This window comes from Paenibacillus sp. P36, from assembly GCF_045866505.1.
Lineage (GTDB): Bacteria > Bacillota > Bacilli > Paenibacillales > NBRC-103111 > Paenibacillus_E > Paenibacillus_E chondroitinus.
The window spans coordinates 4,696,481-4,715,185 of record NZ_AP038372.1 but is presented as its reverse complement, the minus strand read 5'-3'; the positions used below and the strand labels follow the sequence as shown (position 1 = coordinate 4,715,185).

Below are 18,705 nucleotides of genomic sequence, written 5' to 3'. Positions count from 1 at the left end.
CCCCCCACATTTCAAATTATGATATGTAATATTCCCCGCTTAGGGTGAAAATACAAAATGTGGTCTGGAAAGAATTGAAGATTAAACATTGAAAGAGGGAATAGGATGAAGCTTTCAGGCAATGTGATACTTATTACAGGCGGAAGCGGTGGAATTGGATTAGCTTTCGCTGAGCGATTCGCCAAATTAGGCAATCAAGTGATTGTCTGCGGAAGACGTGAGGAGGCCCTTCAACAAGCAAAAGAACAGATCCCTGATCTTATTACTCGCGTATGTGATTTGGATAGCGAATCCGATCGTGTGGCCTTATTTGATTGGGTAACCTCAAACTACCCTGAAGTGAATGTGCTTGTGAACAATGCAGGAGTCCAGCAGCGTTTTAACGTTTTAAAAGTGGATGCAAGGAGCAATTGGGGCTATTTCAACAAAGAAATCACCAGTAATTTGGATGCGCCGATCCATCTAGCCTTACTATTTGCTCCGTTTTTTGCCTCAAAAGAAAAGGCAGCAATTATTAATGTTACTTCAGGACTTGCTTTTACCCCTTTCGCGATTGCTCCGATTTATTCGGCTACGAAAGCGGCGCTTCATTCATTTACGATGAGCTTGAGACAACAGTTGTCGGATACATCCATTGAAGTCATCGAGGTTGCACCTCCCGCGGTGAATACAAATTTAGGCGGCGCGGGGTTGCATACAACAGGGGAACCGCTGGATGCTTTTGCTGATGGCATTTTCGAAGGGCTGAAAGAGGGCAAGCAGGAAATTTCATACGGTAGCGCTGTCGCTCGTTTGCGCATGTCACGAGACGATATTGATAAGGCTACTGAAGCCCTTTGGAATGCTACAAGAGGTATGATTGAATAAGGAGTGCTTTACAAAGTGAATTACAAAACGGCAGCCGGATCCCGGCTGCCATTTTTTTTTGCAACAATTTTAATCCTTTTATCGTCTGATTATTTGTAGTGATTCAAACATATAAGAGAGAAGGCAACTTATGAAAATTTATCGCAAAAAAGCAGCTGTTTATCCAATGTTAATAGCGAGTATGCTGATGTTCACGGCATGCACATCAAATGAAAAACCAGCAGCGAGTGCCGCTGATCCAATAGCTAGCTCATCTCCAAGCCCAGTTGTAGAACCTTCATCAACACCTTCAACTGCACCTAGCGCAACACCGGCGGTTTCTTCCAAGCCGGCATCTACGCCAAGTGGTAACGTGAATGTAACGCCGGTTTCGTCAGAAACGACATCCGTTACTAAGCAAATAAAAGATATGCTAGAATTGGCGAAGTCAGGCAAGGTGGCCGGTATTGAGTTTGCTGCAGAAACGAAATTGATTGACGATGTGGAGAAAGCTTGGGGGAAAGCGGATCATACCGATGTTGTGGCGAGCAATATATATGCAACCTACGCTAAGAAAAATGCAGTTATTGGCTACAATAAAGGCGATCAAATTATCGATATTCGTTCCAGTGATCCAAAGCTGCAAACATTAACGTTGAAACAAATTGAACAAGCGCTAGGAAAGCCATCGGATACGAAAGTAAACGGGGATGACACGATTTATATTTATAAAGCATCGGATATGTTTCAATTAAAATTTATTATTCCTAAATCAAGCGGGAAAGTAGACCATATTTCCGTGTTTGATACCAAACATTCGGTCAATAACATGGCAGGTTAAACAAAAAACCAAAGGGGCGTGCTGCCCCTTTGGTTTTTATTTTATCTGAGACTCGACCCTCAAATGCAGCTTGGAATATGCTATTCCAAGAATCTAGAACCCTCGGGTAAAACAGCATCCTTATCAACGGCGACTAATCCTACCCCTCCGGGGATATAGGCAGCTACCGTATTATCATCAATATTTAAATAATAGCCAGGAACATAAGTACCATGTACATACGTTTGGATAAAGCCATTACTGTAAGTATAAGGTGGCGTATCTGTAGTCTCAGTAGCAGCACTAATGACACTTGGAACCATTAAACTCGAACTTGCAAGAAGCAGAATCAATTTTGTTTTGAATGAACTCATATTGTGCACTCTCCCAACGGTATGATTTATTTAAACGCTATAATTCATCTGTAAACCATTTGGGAACTATTTGAAACACCTGAAGAAGAATTTTTTGGAAATGATTTATTTATTACTTTTACCTATAAAGTTAATTCCAATTATATATTAGACCAATAAAACGTTTGGATATATGATGTATGAATTAGTGAAACAAAGCCATTCAGAAATAGTCGACCAAAGGAGGTCATTGTCATTAGCAGTTATGTAACTTTGTTTGGAACCGTAAGTGTACCGATTCTGTTAGCTTGCTTACTCGGTTATCTGTATCAGAAGTTCAAGTCGCCCGATACGAAGGTGCTGGCAGATTTAAGCCTGTTTGTGCTTTCACCATGTCTGATTGTAAGTGCCGTATCGAGCAGCGAGTTAAATAGCTCCTCTTTTGCTCATATCGCCATATTTACCGTTATTCAGACTGTTCTCTGTTGGGCGGCTTCCCTTGTTATTGGAAAATTATTTCGATTTAATGCGCCATCCTTACGGGCCATGGAACTGACGACGATCTTTGCCAATTCGAATAATTACGGGTTGCCCTTGCTGCTTCTTGCATTTGGAAATGCTGGCTTCGCCATTGGCGTCACGAATGTCATCCTACATATCGTCCTTGTGAATACTCTTGGTATGTACATTGCCTCACGAAGTTCCTTTAGTCCGCGGCAAGCCGGTGCCAAAATGCTGCAGAACCCACTCATTTATGCAGCTGTTGTAGGACTAGTCCTGTATATATTCAAAATTCCGCTGCCCAAAAGCTTGCATGCCGGTTTGGAGCTGATTGGCGGGGCTTACGCTGCCATCGTTTTGCTTATGCTAGGGATGCAGCTCAAAAAAACAAACTGGCGCGCGAGCATGCGACGCGAACTGTGGATTTCTATCCTCATGCGAATTGTGGGTGTGCCGCTTTTATCTTTGCTGACCATTAAATTGCTTGGACTTCATGGTCTTGAAGCTTCCGTTTTATTCGTACAATCCTCCATGCCTTCCGCTATTAATTCTGTCGTGCTTATGGAGAAATACGGGGGCGATAAGGAACTTGTTTCCGTCAATGTAGCGATGACGACGGCAGCCAGCTTTCTGTATCTGCCTGTGCTGATCTATTGGTCAGGCGGCTTCTGAGTGGAGCTTTTCTGCTTGCGATTTGTAATCCCGTTAGGTACAATGGAAACCATAAAAACAAAATTGGTTTCCATTGTGGACAGGAGGAATCGTGTGTATGAAGGATTCGATCCGGTTGCGCATCGTTCAGGAGGCAGCGGATCTGTTTAATGCCAATGGTTATCGCGGCGTAACGCTAAGCGAGCTGGCGACACGTCTTAGGATGAGCAAGAAGACGCTGTATTTGTATTTTAGCGGAAAAGAAGAGATTGCCGAAGCTGTGCTGGAAACTGTTTTGAAAGCGATTACACTTCTTGTGAAGGAGCAAATGCAGTCTTCAGACCATCCGCTAGATATTTTTGAACGTGTCTTTATGGGGATTAGGGGGGAGATCGCCAAGCTGCATCCGTTATTTTTAAACGATATCCAAACCTATATCCCCGATTTATGGGCGAAACTGGAGGCATTTCGCAGTGCTCAGCTCACATTCATCGAACAGCTGCTCAAGCGAGCCATGCAGGAGGGGCATATTCGAAACATTAATCCCAAACTGTTAACCGCGATCATGCTGGAAAGCATTGAACGCATGGCCCGCCCGGACGTGGCTGCCAAGTACGGAGTTACGATGGTAGAGATGGGCGAAACATTGTTCGGCCTGTTTATGCACGGTCTTCGCACGGACTCATGCTAAGGGAGGAGCGAGTACCCATGAACGATTATGTGCTTGATTTTAGCCAATTGGATAAAAACAGCCTTCCACTCGTAGGAGGCAAGGGCGCTAATTTAGGCGAAATGACGAAGGCGGGGTTTCCCGTCCCCGCAGGCTTTTGTGTCACGACGGAAGCTTTCTTGTCTTTTCTGAAGCAGAGTGAGGTTATGGACGAATTTTTCCAACGATTAAATGGCGTTGAGGCAGATCAGCTAGCGGAAATTACGGTGTTGGGGCAGTCCATTCGTGAGCATCTGGTAAGCATGGCGGTTCCTGATGACATTCGGACCTCTATTGTTCAGGCGTGGAAGCAGTCCGGAGCGGATCAAGCCTATGCAGTGCGATCGAGTGCCACGGCGGAAGATTTGCCGTCAGCTTCATTCGCCGGTCAGCAGGATACGTATCTGAATGTACGTGGGGAAGAAGCGCTGCTACATGCCGTTCGCAAGTGCTGGGCGTCATTATTCACCGATCGGGCGATATCGTACAGGACTCGCAACGGCTTCGATCATCGTGCTGTGCATCTATCCGTCGTCGTGCAACGCATGGTTTTCCCGGAGGTGTCCGGCATCATGTTCACCGCCGATCCGATAACGGGCAACCGAAACACGGTGTCAATTGACGCCAGCTTCGGCTTAGGGGAGGCGCTTGTGTCTGGGTTGGTCTCCGCTGACCTGTATCAGGTGTGGTCTGGCAAGCTGCTCACGAAGACGGTCTCCCGCAAGAAGCTCGCTATCTTCGCGTTGGCAGAGGGTGGCACAGTTACGAAGGAACTGCCGGAGGCAGAGCAAGTCATGCAAGCATTGGAGGATCCACAGATCCTGGAACTAGCTGACATCGGAGAGAAGATTAAGAGGTACTACGGCTCAGAGCAGGACATCGAATGGTGTTTTGCGCAAGGAAACTTTTACATCGTTCAGAGTCGACCGATCACCTCGTTGTATCCGCTGCCGGAGTTAAGCATTCCGCCAGGGGAAAGTCCGCATTTGCTCCTATCCTTCGGCCATCAGCAGATGATGACGGATGCAATGAAGCCAATGGGCATATCTGTGCTTCGAACGTTGTTTCCTTTCGGGAAAACAGGCATTCGGGAGATGAACGAGCATACGGCGTCGATTGGCGGAAGGGTCTATATTGATATTACAAAGGTGCTGACTCTGAAGCAGGCCCGTGTTCTTTTACCGAAGGTGTTGACCAACATCGACGAGATGATGGGCCTTGGTGTGGCGGAGATTGTGAAGCAGGAATCGTTCGTTCGACACCTGCCTTCAGCACCTGGCGTGAGAAAAGGCGTTATTGGCTTTATTCGTCCCGTGCTGCTGAAAGTGATGCGCAAGCTGCTCTATGCTCCTGTTTCCGATGCACATCCTGAGGTCAACGCGTACATCGAGGGATCGATTCATAAGGGAGAAAGTCAGCTTTCCGGAGTCTATGGTCCAGAACGAATTGTCCGAATTCAAGAGCATATTGGCTCGCTGCTACTGACCATTTTCCCACAGTTGCTCCCCTATCCGCTGGCTGGAATTATTTCGTCGCGGCTCTTGAATGCACTGTCAATAAAATGGTTGGGCGATACAGAGATCGTGCATGTGCTGAACCGAGGACTGTCAGGTAACATTACGAGTGAGATGGGACTCATGATCGGCGATTTAGCCGATGCGGCCAGACCCTACCCGCAAGTGATAGACTTGATCCTGCACGGCGATCCGCTTCAATTTAGGGATAATCTGCAGCAGGTAGAGGGAGGCAGTGTATTCGGGCAGCAATGGGATCGGTTCATGGAGCTCTACGGCATGAGGTGCCCAGGCGAAATCGACATTACACGCCCCCGGTGGCGTGAGGATCCAAGCACACTGCTGCCATCGATTGGCAGCCATATGCGGAGCATGGCACCTGGGGAGCATCGAGCCAAGTTCGCCGAAGGCAGGCTACAAGCGGAGGCCGCGGCAACCGACTTGTTAAAGCGGCTGCGTGCTCAACCGTTTGGCAGGTTGAAGGCGAAGCTCATGTCACGGCTTGTGCGCGTGTTCAGGGGATTGATGGGGCTGCGGGAGCATCCCAAATATTTAATGATGCAGCATTTCTACCTCGTGCGCAAAGGGCTGCTTGATGAAGGCAACTCGTTGGTCAAGAAGGGTGTGCTAAAGCGGGCGGATGATGTGTTTTATTTGTCTCTCGACGAGCTGCTGAAATTGGCCGAAGGCGAACGTCCATCCGGAGTTGCGGCGCTGCTCGAGCAGCGGACGGAAGAACTGAAGCGATTCCGCGGCATGACGCCACCAAGATTGATGACGAGCGAAGGAGAAATCGTTATAGGCCGGCGTAAATTGCAGGATGCTCCCGAGGGAGCCTTCGTCGGAACACCGGTATCCGCCGGTGTCATCGAGGGCATCGCCCGTGTGGTGCTGCGGCCTGAGGAGGCGAAGCTGAACAAGGGTGAGATTATGATCGCCCCATTTACGGACCCAGGCTGGACGCCTCTGTTCCATTCCGCCGTCGGGCTGGTTATGGAGGTCGGCGGTTTGATGACACATGGCGCCGTAGTAGCCAGGGAATATGGGCTGCCGGCGGTTGTTGGCATCGATGGAGCGACGACCCTCATTCGCGACGGAGACCGAATTCGGTTGGACGGAACTCGCGGCTATGTACTTGTGTTGGAGCGAAACGATTTCATGAAACTTGACTGAGGAGGTTAATCAAATGGTTCCAAAACATATCGTATCAGCAGCAACCATTGTCATAAATGAACGCAACGAAATTCTATTGATAAAAGGACCGAGACGAGGATGGGAAATGCCGGGAGGCCAAGTTGAAGAGGGTGAATCCCTGAAGGATGCGGCAATAAGGGAAACAAAGGAAGAGAGCGGAATCGATATTGAGATAACCAAATTTTGCGGCGTTTTTCAAAATGTGAACGCTAGCATTTGTAATACGTTATTTTTAGGAAGACCAACCGGAGGAGAATTAACCACTACAGCCGAGTCTTTAGAAGTGGGATTTTTTCCAGTTGAAACAGCATTAGAGATGGTAACGTGGGGGAATTTCAGACAACGAATTGAGTATTGCTTGAATGAAGAACATCATCCATTTTATGTTGAATTCTCTATTCCACTTAAGGATTGTTAAACCCAATAGAAATGTGATCCGCAGCCAAGTGCTGGGGGTCTTTTTTTGCTAATAAAAAATGTCTTCTAATGATTATCCGATGTTATCTAATGATTATTGGCTGCTAAAAACACCTGTATTGTAAGCGTATACAAATGGCTTTCTGATGATTGTATCCGGTTACTCCATACGATGCTATGATCATTTTATTCAAACGCACCATGCAGAAAGGAAGGTCGTCTCTCATGAAGGCAACGACAGTGGACGCCGGCATCAAACGAGAATCTCTTTTAACCTCAACCGTGCTAAAAAAAAGACTGCTCAAAAATCGCTGGCTCTATTACATGCTTACTCCGGGTGTCCTGTATTTCCTTATCTTTAAATACGCGCCGATGTGGGGGGTGCTGATCGCATTTCAGGATTATTCGCCTTTTACCGGGTTCTGGGGGAGTGATTGGATCGGTTTCGAGCACTTTCGGACATTTTTCAGCGAGCCCGAGTTTGCGCTGTTATTCAAGAATACGTTTATTCTCGCAATCTACAACATCTTTTTCTTCTTCCCGCTACCTATCATTATTGCCCTTATGCTCAATGAGATTCGTAAGGAAGTGTTCAAACGAACCGTACAAAGTCTCATCTATATCCCACATTTCATTTCTTGGGTCGTCGTGGTCGGATTGGTCCATATTTTGTTTACAACAGAAGGCGGTATTCTTAACGAAATGATCGCATCGTTTGGTGGAGAGAAGTTGAACATGCTGTTGGACAAAAACTGGTTTAGGCCGTTTATCATTGGCGAAATGATATGGAAAGAAACCGGTTGGGGAACGATTCTGTTTCTTGCAGCACTTGCGGGCGTCGACACGCAGCTGTATGAAGCTGCAAAGATCGATGGTGCCGGAAGGTGGAAACAGATGATCCACGTAACGTTACCGGCCATCCGCAGCACGATTGTTGTACTGCTAATTTTAAGGCTTGGTTCATTTCTGGATGTTGGCTTCGAGCAAATATTCCTCATGTTAAACCCGATGAACCGCGAGGTTGGCGAAGTCTTCGAGACTTATGTGTACGAGCGAGGTATACAGCAAGGGGACTTCAGCTACTCAACAGCGGTGAACTTGTTCAAATCGGTCATCGGCATTGTATTGGTGGTTGGCGCCAACCACTTTGCCAAAAAAGCAGGCGAGGAAGGCATCTATTAGGAAGAAGGAGGAATCGATATGAAGGAATCGCTTGGCGGCAAATTGTTTGACTTCTTCAATTACACCTTTCTGGGCTTGTTTGGCTTAGTGACCATCCTGCCATTCATTTATGTGGTCGGTGGTGCGTTTACCTCGCCACAGGAATATATCAGCCGTAAGCTGGTCTTGTTTCCCCATACATTATCCCTGGAGGGATTCAAATACATCTTCTCAACACCGGTGCTGCTGACGAGCTTGAGCGTTACGATCTTTATTACGATTGCCGGCACGTTAATCAATTTGATTTTCACATGCCTGATGGCGTACCCGTTGTCTCGCAAAGATTTGGACGGACGCAAAGTCATTTTGCTCGGCGTCGTTTTCTCGATGCTGTTCAGCGGGGGCATGATTCCGACATTTCTTGTTGTGAAATCGCTGGGTATGATCGATTCCTTCTGGTCGCTGCTGCTTCCCGGAGCCATCAGTGCGTTCAATCTGATCGTAATCAAAAATTTCTTCCAGCAGATGCCGGACGGTCTTGAGGAAGCCGCCAAAATAGATGGCTGCAACGATCTACGCATTCTATGGCAAATCGTACTGCCGCTGTCATTGCCGGCTATCGCAACGTTCTCGCTGTTCTATGCGGTTAATCATTGGAATTCGTTTTTCTCAGCCATTCTGTATATTAACGATAACTACAAATGGCCGATCCAGGTATGGCTGCGGCAGATCGTCATTCTTTCATCCGGAGGACTCGGTGATTCTGCGACGTTCGACTCCAACTACATCGTACCGCCAGGACAAATAATCAAAATGGCTGTGATTGTCATCTCCACTGTTCCGATTCTCTGTGTATATCCATTTTTGCAAAAGCATTTTGCCAAAGGGGCATTAATCGGATCGGTCAAAGGCTAAATTCAAGGAGGGGCTCATGCTGAATGGACGAGTGTTGGAACGCTCACCACCTGATGGGGACTTGTTACCATAAACAGGAATTCCAATATGAACTAATGGAGGATGAATCATGCTAGAGAGCTTAATCCGGACTGCCTTTGTGGATGATTGCTTGAATATTATGAACGCTTCGGAGGATATTTGCGAAGCCTTTAAAGAAGTGAGTACGACGCACCGAACGTTTGCCCAATTCGGCAGCCTGACACGTTCGGATGATCGGATTGCAATCGAACTTCTGGCTCGCTTTAGGGACGATTGGGAGTCCCATCGCACCGTGAAGGAGGAGGTTGGCTTTCGCTCGGCGCCGCTTGTCCCCAAGACAGAGGCTGAGTCTTCCCTTGCTTTAGCGCTTGGATGGATCGCTCATCGTACAGCGAGGGCGCATTTGACTCCGGAATCAGCGGAGGCAGGGTTGTATCAGGACGCTGAGCTGTTCCGCAAGCGATATGTAGGCGGCACAGGCATCAGTCGTGAGGAGCTCACCGAGTTGTTCAGCGTCATGCAGCAGCGCTTTTTTATTGAGATGCACACATTCGTCCCGGATGTTGATGACATCGAGGGATGGTTTGATCGGCTGGATGAGATGATGCATGAATGGGAGGGGCACATGGCGCAGTTGGCTAGCGCGGTAGTCGCTTCCGATTCAGAGAAGGTACAGCGGAATGTCGATACATTGAGAATCTATGACGAAGAGGATGCGTTGATCCGGTTGGCTGAATCTATTCGCAGCGGTGTGCGGCCTTCTCAGGGCGAAATTGAAGCGGCGCTTTCCGCCGAACCACGGAGCAAGTATGCACGAGGTTTGAATCAGGCGATTAACAGCCTGCACCGTGCAAATGCATTTTTTACCGGTTCCAGCGATTTAAGGTCGTTCGACGAATTCCTGGCGGTTTAAAAATAAACCACAATAAGTTAAGGGGGATCTTTCATGGCTAATCTTATCAGGAAGTCCAGCATAATGGGGATTGTAGGGAGTTTGTTCGTTACTGCCGCTCTTACCGGCTGCAGCAGCACTCCTCCGAAGGCGTCAGAAACGAGCCAGCAGGGCACTGCTGAGAGCACGACACCAGCGAAAGAGGATAAGCCTTTTGTCATTACGATGATGAATCTGTCCGTCCTGTCAGAGCCGCCGAAAGAGAATGACCCCATTATTACAGCGGTCGAGAAGCTCACCAATACGGATCTGCAGATTCAGTGGGTGCCGAACGGTACGTACGAAGAGAAGGTTAACGCCACGATTGCTTCCGGGCAGCTGCCGATGGTCCTGCTAATCGGAACCCCGGTGCAATCCAATATCAAAAATGCCATGAGAGCCGGCCAGTTCTGGGAAATCGGACCTTACCTCAAAGACTACCCGAACTTGCAAAAGGCGTTAAATCCGGAAGTGCTTAAGAGCACAGCGGTTGGCGGAAAATACTATCAAATTAACCGGGCTCGTTCCCTGGTCGGGGACGGCATGATCTATCGCACGGATTGGCTGGATAAGCTTGGTATGAAACCTCCGACAAACCTAGATGAGATGTATGAAGTCATCAAGGCGTTTGCTACAAAGGATCCGGACGGCAATGGAAAAAATGATACGATCGGCCTCGCTGAAGAGAAGAGCATACGCGGATTCAAGCTCATCTTGGCAGCGACTGGTGGAGGTAACGTGTGGGAGATTAAAAACGACCAGGTTGTCCCCGCACATGAAAGCCAAGCTTTTGTAGATGCAATGAACTGGTACAAACGTCTCTACCAGGAGAAGTTGATCAATCAAGACTTCGCCATTGCCGAGCGAGTGCAGAACATTGATAACGGCAACAAAGGATTGTTCGGCTTCCGCCTCGGGGACAATGACTTTATCTCCCGTCACTCGGAGCTATTCAAGATCAATCCAAAGGCAGAAATGGATACCTCCAGTATTCTGAAAGGAGTAAATGGCACCAAGCTGCTGATGGACAGCGGACTTTCGGGCAGCTTCGTCATTCCGAAGCAGACGGTGAAAAGCGAAGCCGATTTGAAGCGGATTCTGCAATATTTTGATAAGTTGTCCACTCCGGAAGGACAGAACATTTTCGAATGGGGCGCGGAAGGCATTCATTATACCGTGAAAGACGGTAAAGCAGACCGGACGCCGGAACAATCGGCAAAGTATGCAGCAGAGGTCATTCAGCTGCAGCAAGCTATGCAGGTCTCAGACGGCTCGCTCGCGATGGAAGGAACGTACGATAAATATACAGGCAAATATAAAGCAGCCAAAAAAGAAGCAAGCGCCGTACCAGGTATATTTGTAACAAACCCGGCAGCAGCTTATAATTCGCCGACATTCGATTCGAAGCGTACGCAGCTTGATAAAATTATTAACGATGCCCGTGTTAAGTACATTATGGGGGAGATCGACATAGCTGGCTGGAAGGCTGCGCTTGATAATTGGCGTAAGTCCGGAGGCGATAAAGTGCTGGAAGAGTTGAACAAGGATTATCAAGCTGACCCTAACAAAGGGAAATAAACCAATATACGGAGGATGAGCGATGTCGGAGAATGTAACCCATACCGCAGTCGTGGAAGATTGCTTTAACCTTATGCTCGCATCGGAACGTATTTGCAGCGCTTTTAAGGAGGCTGGCAAGGATCATATCCGATTTATCCAATTCGGCAGCGTAACGCGTTCAGGTGATAAATTTACAGTCAACCTGTTGGATAAATACCGAACGATCTGGCCTGCTCGCAATGAAAATGACCGGCTCGGATATAAGCTCGCGTTTGTACTGGGTTGGCTGTGCCATCGCGCAGCTGATCGGCAAATGAAGGTCGTTTTTCGCGAAGCGGAGCCAGAGTCACGCGAATTCCCGACCGATTGCAGCATCTATCATGATGCATTTATTTTTCGCAAATTGTACGACGGCAATGGGAATACGCCATTCCCTTATCGGACAGCTCATTTCGAAAAGCAGCTGGAGAGCTTGTCCGCAGCGGGTGTGATCGATATAGGCGGAGTTACGGATGCCTACCGCTCGATCTGGCAGCAGTCCCTGTTGGGACTCCAGACGTTCATTTCGCAGACGAAGGATCGGGACGGGTGGTTAAGCAAGCTGCACGCCAAACATCAGGAGCAAGTCATCCATCTGGACCGCTATGCCGAAGCGGTTGTCACGCCGGTATCCACCAAGACTCAACGTTTTATTACGGATACGAACTTTTACAGCAATGAAGATGCCATCTTGCGGTTGTGCGAGGAGCTGCGCAAAGGTGCGGTACCGTCTCAGAAGGAGATCGATGAAGCCTTCGAGGCGGAGCCGACGAGCCACTATGGCCATGCCGTTCGAATGGGGTTTGGTTATCTCATGAGCGCCAGCAGCTATTTTACTGGAGCAATAGATGAAGAGACGCTGAAGGACCAACTCGATGTTGGCAAAAAAGGCAGAGACGGTCTGGCGGTTTAACTTCTCCCTGAAATTATGCTGCACCGGCTCGGCCCATAAGGCGGTCCGGTGTAGTATAATGATGGCGTGCAACAAGAGAAGAAGGCTGAGGGGGCGGATTATGTTCAGAATCAACCGGTACCTTACAAAGATGATTGTGTTCTCGATAGGCGTGAGCACACTGCCTATCATCCTGCTCGGACTATTCTTTTATGTGAAAACGTCTAGTACGATTCAACAGAAAGTCAACGACGGTAATGTGCTGGTGCTAGAGCAGACGCGTCTGCGAATCGAGCAGGTGCTTGGTGCGCTGGATTTGCAAATCGAACGACTTTCGGAGAGCTCCTTTGTGACTGAGGCACTGGAAACTGGCATTACTCCGTCCCAATTTACCCTTGTCCAAAATTTGTTAAGATCGATGTCCCAAGTGCAAACTTTCGATGTTGGTGTCAGGGACGTTCATCTGGTTGATGTTAGCCGGGGATGGATTTTAAATTCGGAAGGCTATAATCCGCTGTCTCCCGAGAAGGCATCTATTATCGACCATTATTTGCACATCGACCGAAACAAGTTTTGGAACGTGGAAAAAACAAGCTTGCTTCGCAGTCGAAATGCGGATAATACCCTGACATTCAGTCTGGTCAAAAAGGTTCCCGCTTTTATCGAAAAACCGCTTGGGATGCTGATCGTCGAAATCAACGGCGGGCAGCTTCGCCATTTCCTGGCCAACAATAATACGCTCGGTGAAGTGATGATCCTGGATGAAGATTACGCTGTACTGACGACTCAAAGTGAAAATAGTAAGGTCGATACGGCAACTTTACAGACGATTGTCGGGAAACTGCGTGGAAATCAGGAAAAGTCCGGCCTGTTTGAGTCGTTGGTCGGAGGCGCCCAGGTCGGTGTGGCGTTTCAACGATCTTCATTTAACGGTTGGATCTATATTTCCTTGATTCCAATTGAACAGATCAAGTTCGAGTCGCGAAGGACAGGATGGATTATCTTAGCTACTTGCTTCACGATGCTGCTGCTTGCCGTGTTGATCTCATTGGCTGGCTCACAGCGGATGTATGCGCCCATACATAGGCTTTATCTATCGTTGTTTTCACAGCAGGATCCGGAACGTAAACGCGTAGATGAATTTCGTATCATCAATGAAAGGTTCATGAAAATGCGCAGTGATCAAGTGCAAATGGCCGATCAACTCAGAAGCCATACGCGCCAGCTTGAGGAATATTATGTGTTAAAGCTCGTTCGCGGAGATTTCAAACCGTCCGAAATTCAAGAAAAGCTTGGCGGCATGAACGTAGCCGGTCGGCGCATGGCGGTGCTAACGATTCAGATGGATACGCTGAAAGGTACACGTTACGAGGAGCGGGACAGTGAGCTGCTGTTATTTGCAATCAACAACATGGTCAGCGATCTCATCCCGTCTGCTCAGCGGTTGCTGCCGATTGTGCTGCAGTCGTCGCAAGTAACGCTTGTTTTTGAGGAACCGGGCTCGACTGAGGATTTCCGAACTTATATCTATTCGCTAGCTAAACATGTACAGGATACCCTCGAGCAATATTTAAAGCTGCGGATTAGTATTGGAATCAGCAGGTCTTATGACGGGTTGAGGTATGCCAACCAAGCCTATAAGGAAGCGATAGATGCGTTGAAATACCGGGTGATGTATGGACAAAAGACGATCCTGCACATCGATGACGTCCAACCGGCCCATCATGTGACGACAATATATCCGAAGGATCTGGAGCGGCAAATTCGCGATTCGGTCAAAATGGCGGATCGGGACAAGTCACAGGAACTGTTAAACGAGTTTTTCGAGGAAATTTCCCGTCAGTATCATAACTATAATGATTATCAAATTGCCGTCACGAGGTTATTCGTCAACTTGATCTGGTTGCAGCAGGAGAGTGGAGGTGCGACGATCGATCTTCCCGAAGGGGAGCCTCCGCTTCTTGAGCAATTGAATGCGCTATCATCCGTGGATGAAGTGCGGCATTGGTTCAGAAACAAGTTGATCGAGCCGATGATTCTCGTCTATGACGAGCAGAGACGGACGAAGCATAAATCGATCTCCGAAGAGGTCACTCAGCTGATTCATAGCAACTTCGACAGTGAAATCAGCTTGGAGTCGTGTTCCACCCTGCTTAACTATCATCCGAGCTACATCAGCAAGGTTCTGCGACAGGAGCTTGGGATCAGCTTCAGCGACTATCTGCTGCAATATCGTCTGTTGAAGGCAAAAGAAATGCTGGAAGAGACTGACATGAAAGTATCGGAAATTGCCCTGAAGCTTCAATATAATAATTCTCAGAACTTCATCCGATCCTTCCGCAAGTTGGTTGGGATCACCCCGGGGGCTTACCGGGAGGAACGGCTTACTAACATGCAATATCGAACATTCAAGCAATAAACAGCGAAGGGGATTAAGCTATGAAACGGTTTGAAATTGCGGTTATTCCGGGAGATGGTATCGGTAAGGAGGTTGTTCCCGCGGCTCTGGAGGTACTAAATGCGGTTGCAGAGGTTCATGGCGGAATCTCGTTTCAGTTTGAGTCCTTCCCATGGAGCTGCGATTATTATGAACAGCATGGCAAAATGATGCCTGACGATGGATTGCAAACGCTTCAAAACTTCGAAGCTGTGTTTCTCGGAGCTGTTGGGGACCCAACGCGAGTGCCTGATCATATCTCTTTATGGGGCTTGCTCATTAAAATCCGCAGAGAATTTCAGCAGGTGATTAACATCCGTCCAGCCAAATATTTCCTCGGTCTTTCTTCACCGTTGCTTCATCCAAAAGAATTTGATCTTCTTGTCGTAAGGGAAAACAGTGAAGGAGAATACAGTGAAATCGGTGGTCGCATCCACAAAGGCGATGATGAAATTGCCATCCAGAACGCTGTGTTTACACGCAAGGGCACGGAGCGGGCGATGAGGTATGCGTTCGAACTTGCCCGTAAACGTCGAGGACATGTAACCAGCGCCACCAAGTCTAACGGTATCGTCTACTCGATGCCGTTCTGGGACGAAGTGTTTAAGGATGTGCGCAAAGATTATCCCGACATTCAGACAACTTCAACGCATATTGATGCGTTGGCAGCTTTTTTTGTTACAAAGCCGCAGGTGTTTGACGTTGTCGTGGCGAGTAATCTTTTCGGTGACATTTTAACCGATATTGGAGCTGCCATTATGGGGAGCATCGGCATTGCCCCGGCCGCCAACATTAATCTGAACGGTAAATATCCGTCGATGTTCGAACCGGTTCATGGTTCTGCACCGGACATTTACGGACTAGGCATTGCCAATCCGATCGGTCAGATCTGGACAGCCAAAATGATGCTGGACCATTTCGGCTATCAGGAGCTTGGGCAGCATCTGCTGGATGTTGTCGAGAACGTAACGGATGCCGGGATTAAAACGAAGGATATCGGCGGTACGGCTACTACGCGAGAAGTGACATCGGAGATTATTCGCCGATTAAAAAAGTGACGAAGATTAATAGTAATTTTTGAAACGCATTTTCAAAATCAATTCAGGAGGTAATCTCTTATGGGCAAACCCTATCGTAATTTATCTTATTTGTATCTCGACAGTGCGGAGCGACAGGTTGGCAGCCGTGTTTCCACTGCGGAACTGGAAGAAGCGGCAAATTCCAAGGTATTGAATGTGGATGAGATTACAAGTCCTGTGATCATCGAATCCTTGGAGCTGCTGTTTAACAATGGGCTGTATTTTCTGCGTACACGTTCCAAGGACGGTTCCGAGGGGGTAGCGGTAGCCAGTGAGCGGGCTGCATATTTGTATCCGCTGCTGAAGCAGCTGATCATCCCGTATTTTATCGGCAAGGATGCGCGCGACTTAGAGAAGTTGCTAGACGGCGTCTACGTTTATGAGAGCAATTACAAGCTATCGGGTCTTGCGTTATGGTGCTGTATCTCCTGGGTGGAGGCGAGTCTGCTTGATATGTTGGGACGCATTGCCAACAAGCCGATCGGAGATTTGCTGGGCGGCGTTATTCGCTCAGAAGTGCCGATTTATGTGGCTAGCGGTAACCGAGGCACAACACCGGAAGAAGAGATCGAGGTGCTGCAGCGACGGATGGCTGAAACAGGGGCGAAGGCGGTCAAATTTAAGGTTGGCGGCCGTATGAGCAAAAATGCCGACTCCCTCGCAGGCCGCTCGGAGGGACTAATCTATATGGCGCGCCGTGAATTTGGCGATGACATCGCCATCCATGCCGACGGCAATGGCTCATACGATCCTCCGGTCGCGATTGAATACGGCAAGATGCTCGAAGAGATCGATGCCTTCTTCTATGAAGAACCGTGTCCGTTCGAGCATCTGGAGGACACGAAGGAAGTCGCCGACAATCTGGCGATTCCGCTAGCTTTTGGCGAGCAGGAGACGAGCATGCGTCGCTTCCGCTGGATCATCGACAACGATGCCGCTCAGGTTATCCAGCCGGATTTGCAGTACAACGGCGGCTTTATCCGCAATACGCGTATCGCTCGAATGGCAGCGCTGAAAGGCATTCCGGTTACCCCGCATATTTCCGGAGGGTTCGGTTATGTGTACGTGCTGCACTATGCGTCATACATCCCGAACATTGGGAAGTTCCAGGAAGACAAATCAGGCGTTAAGACGACCGGATTTCTGTTCTCTCCGCCGAAGGAGTCCAAAAACGGTGTCATCTATGCGCCGAAAGGCCCCGGGCTCGGTATGGACGTGGCGACGGTGAATGCCTTGCTGCGCAGAGCTTTACAGATTTGATTGAGTCGCTGGTTACCCATACTGGCAGCGTCTATAAGTGAAAAAAAGGCCATCCGGGATTTATCGGGTGGCCTTTTTTTGTGATGTGACATGTAAGAGGAAGGGACATTTGTAGTGCAATCAAAATAGTACCTAGACAGACATAGTAATATGATTTATTATACAGTCATGGAGGTGATTGTATGAGCGAGAACAAGATCACATCCGACCTGTTACGCGGACATACGGATACGATGATTTTACGGCTCTTGTCCGAAGCTGATCGTTACGGTTACGAGATTGTCAAGCTGATCGCCGAGCGTTCGAGCGGCGAGTATGAACTGAAGGAAGCTACGATGTATTCCAGCTTCCGGCGGCTAGAAGCAGATGGTGACATCGAGTGGTATTGGGGCGATGAGTCACAGGGCGGACGGCGTAAATATTTTAGGATAACGGAAAAGGGCAAGAACACTTATGATCGCAACAAAAGCAACTGGGAGTATGCCAAACGCGTGTTAGAAAACTTAGTATGAGGAGAGATTTGATATGATGAATCCCAAATTGACGGATTATCTGAACAGCGTTTTTACGCCATACGATGGTGTAAAAAGCGTCTCCGAATTAAAAGACGACCTGCATACCGATTTGCAAGAACGATACCGTGAACTCAAAGCGGATGGCAAGGACGATGAAACAGCGTTTACGATGACCATTGAAAGTATCGGCGACATCGAGCAAACGATTCTGGAGGTCGCCAACCTCTCCCGTTCGCTGGAACGGCAAGTGCTGACAAACTTTAATGGAAGCAACTTGGCGGAAAGCGATTTTGCAGGCGTTAAGGCGCATAAAGGACAGTTTAAAGGCAGCTCACTGCACGGTTCCGACTTTTCCGGCGCCGATTTAACGGGCAGTTCGTTTAAGGCCAGTGATGTGCGCGAAGCCAATTTTGACGGCGCGAATTTAACGGATTGCAGTTTGGACGCGCTGGACCTGTCAAATGCAAGCTTTGATAAGACGATTCTTGAACGAACCAATTTTAGCAAGTCAGGGCTTGACGGTGCCAAGTTCACAGGCGTGAGACTAATCGATGTGACGTTATCGATGACCGATCTTCGAAAGACGATTTTTGAAGGCTGTCGATTTGAGGGAGTTGATTTCAAATATACCGATCTCACCCGGCAGCGTTTTGACGGTCAGACGTTTATCGGGGTTAAGTTTGACAAAGCAGCTTTAACCGAAGTTTCATTCAGGGGCGCTACATTTAACAATGTTTCATTCCAGCCCGGGTTTAGTCTCACGAATAAATACTATCGGATGATCAAAACCGTTATTTTCGACGGCGCAACGATGGATAAACTGACGTATGCGGCGCTTAAAGGTATGGGAGCGGATGTATCCAAGGTTACTATTCGATAAGGAGGGAACC

Annotated in this window: 17 protein-coding genes; 16 read left to right on the top strand and 1 reads right to left on the bottom strand. The window is 48.2% G+C overall.

All coding sequences use genetic code 11. The annotated features are described in order from the left end of the window. Window positions 1-105: 105 nt before the first annotated feature. Complete coding sequence (locus ACKTT9_RS21200; protein WP_407867492.1) at window positions 106-867, top strand: SDR family oxidoreductase; 762 nt, start codon at window positions 106-108, stop codon at window positions 865-867. Between the two features lie 130 nt (window positions 868-997). Beyond that, a complete protein-coding gene (locus ACKTT9_RS21195) occupies window positions 998-1,687 on the top strand; it encodes a DUF4309 domain-containing protein (RefSeq protein WP_407867491.1) in 690 nt (229 codons plus the stop codon). Between the two features lie 80 nt (window positions 1,688-1,767). Here the strand turns inward: ACKTT9_RS21195 and ACKTT9_RS21190 are convergent, their stop codons facing one another. Further along, window positions 1,768-2,040, bottom strand: coding sequence for a hypothetical protein (locus ACKTT9_RS21190; RefSeq protein WP_407867490.1), 273 nt, complete (start codon window positions 2,038-2,040; stop codon window positions 1,768-1,770). Between the two features lie 252 nt (window positions 2,041-2,292). Here ACKTT9_RS21190 and ACKTT9_RS21185 point away from each other — a divergent pair, with 252 nt between their 5' ends. From ACKTT9_RS21185 to ACKTT9_RS21120, 14 genes are all read left to right on the top strand, one after another. After that, the gene (locus ACKTT9_RS21185; RefSeq protein WP_407867489.1) at window positions 2,293-3,192 is read left to right on the top strand and encodes an AEC family transporter; all 900 of its coding nucleotides are present in this window, start codon (window positions 2,293-2,295) and stop codon (window positions 3,190-3,192) included. Between the two features lie 97 nt (window positions 3,193-3,289). Next, complete coding sequence (locus ACKTT9_RS21180; RefSeq protein WP_407867488.1) at window positions 3,290-3,862, top strand: TetR/AcrR family transcriptional regulator; 573 nt, start codon at window positions 3,290-3,292, stop codon at window positions 3,860-3,862. A gap of 17 nt (window positions 3,863-3,879) precedes the next feature. Beyond that, a complete protein-coding gene (locus tag ACKTT9_RS21175) occupies window positions 3,880-6,567 on the top strand; it encodes a phosphoenolpyruvate synthase (protein WP_407867487.1) in 2,688 nt (895 codons plus the stop codon). 13 nt (window positions 6,568-6,580) lie between these two features. Continuing rightward, window positions 6,581-7,006 (top strand): NUDIX hydrolase, encoded by a 426-nt coding sequence (locus ACKTT9_RS21170; protein ID WP_407867486.1) that lies wholly within the window; start codon window positions 6,581-6,583, stop codon window positions 7,004-7,006. Between the two features lie 224 nt (window positions 7,007-7,230). Beyond that, window positions 7,231-8,187 carry an ABC transporter permease gene (locus ACKTT9_RS21165; RefSeq protein WP_407867485.1) on the top strand — a complete coding sequence of 319 codons (957 nt, stop codon included), beginning with the start codon at window positions 7,231-7,233 and terminating at the stop codon, window positions 8,185-8,187. Window positions 8,188-8,205: 18 nt separating this feature from the next. After that, window positions 8,206-9,081, top strand: coding sequence for a carbohydrate ABC transporter permease (locus ACKTT9_RS21160; RefSeq protein WP_407867484.1), 876 nt, complete (start codon window positions 8,206-8,208; stop codon window positions 9,079-9,081). 109 nt (window positions 9,082-9,190) lie between these two features. Next, on the top strand, window positions 9,191-10,015 hold the full coding sequence (locus tag ACKTT9_RS21155) for a hypothetical protein (protein ID WP_407867483.1): 825 nt from the start codon (window positions 9,191-9,193) through the stop codon (window positions 10,013-10,015). A gap of 33 nt (window positions 10,016-10,048) precedes the next feature. After that, entirely contained in the window at window positions 10,049-11,611 is a 1,563-nt protein-coding gene (locus ACKTT9_RS21150) for an extracellular solute-binding protein (RefSeq protein WP_407867482.1), read from the top strand. A 22-nt stretch (window positions 11,612-11,633) separates the two neighbouring features. Continuing rightward, complete coding sequence (locus ACKTT9_RS21145) at window positions 11,634-12,545, top strand: hypothetical protein (RefSeq protein ID WP_407867481.1); 912 nt, start codon at window positions 11,634-11,636, stop codon at window positions 12,543-12,545. Between the two features lie 100 nt (window positions 12,546-12,645). After that, entirely contained in the window at window positions 12,646-14,943 is a 2,298-nt protein-coding gene (locus ACKTT9_RS21140; RefSeq protein WP_407867480.1) for a helix-turn-helix domain-containing protein, read from the top strand. Window positions 14,944-14,963: 20 nt separating this feature from the next. After that, window positions 14,964-16,019 carry a tartrate dehydrogenase gene (locus tag ACKTT9_RS21135; protein ID WP_407867479.1) on the top strand — a complete coding sequence of 352 codons (1,056 nt, stop codon included), beginning with the start codon at window positions 14,964-14,966 and terminating at the stop codon, window positions 16,017-16,019. 60 nt (window positions 16,020-16,079) lie between these two features. Then, complete coding sequence (locus tag ACKTT9_RS21130; RefSeq protein WP_407867478.1) at window positions 16,080-17,300, top strand: mandelate racemase/muconate lactonizing enzyme family protein; 1,221 nt, start codon at window positions 16,080-16,082, stop codon at window positions 17,298-17,300. Between the two features lie 182 nt (window positions 17,301-17,482). Continuing rightward, window positions 17,483-17,812: a PadR family transcriptional regulator gene (locus tag ACKTT9_RS21125; RefSeq protein WP_157320653.1), complete on the top strand. Its 330-nt coding sequence runs from the start codon at window positions 17,483-17,485 to the stop codon at window positions 17,810-17,812. 16 nt (window positions 17,813-17,828) lie between these two features. Next, window positions 17,829-18,695 carry a pentapeptide repeat-containing protein gene (locus ACKTT9_RS21120; protein ID WP_407873090.1) on the top strand — a complete coding sequence of 289 codons (867 nt, stop codon included), beginning with the start codon at window positions 17,829-17,831 and terminating at the stop codon, window positions 18,693-18,695. Window positions 18,696-18,705: the final 10 nt, after the last annotated feature.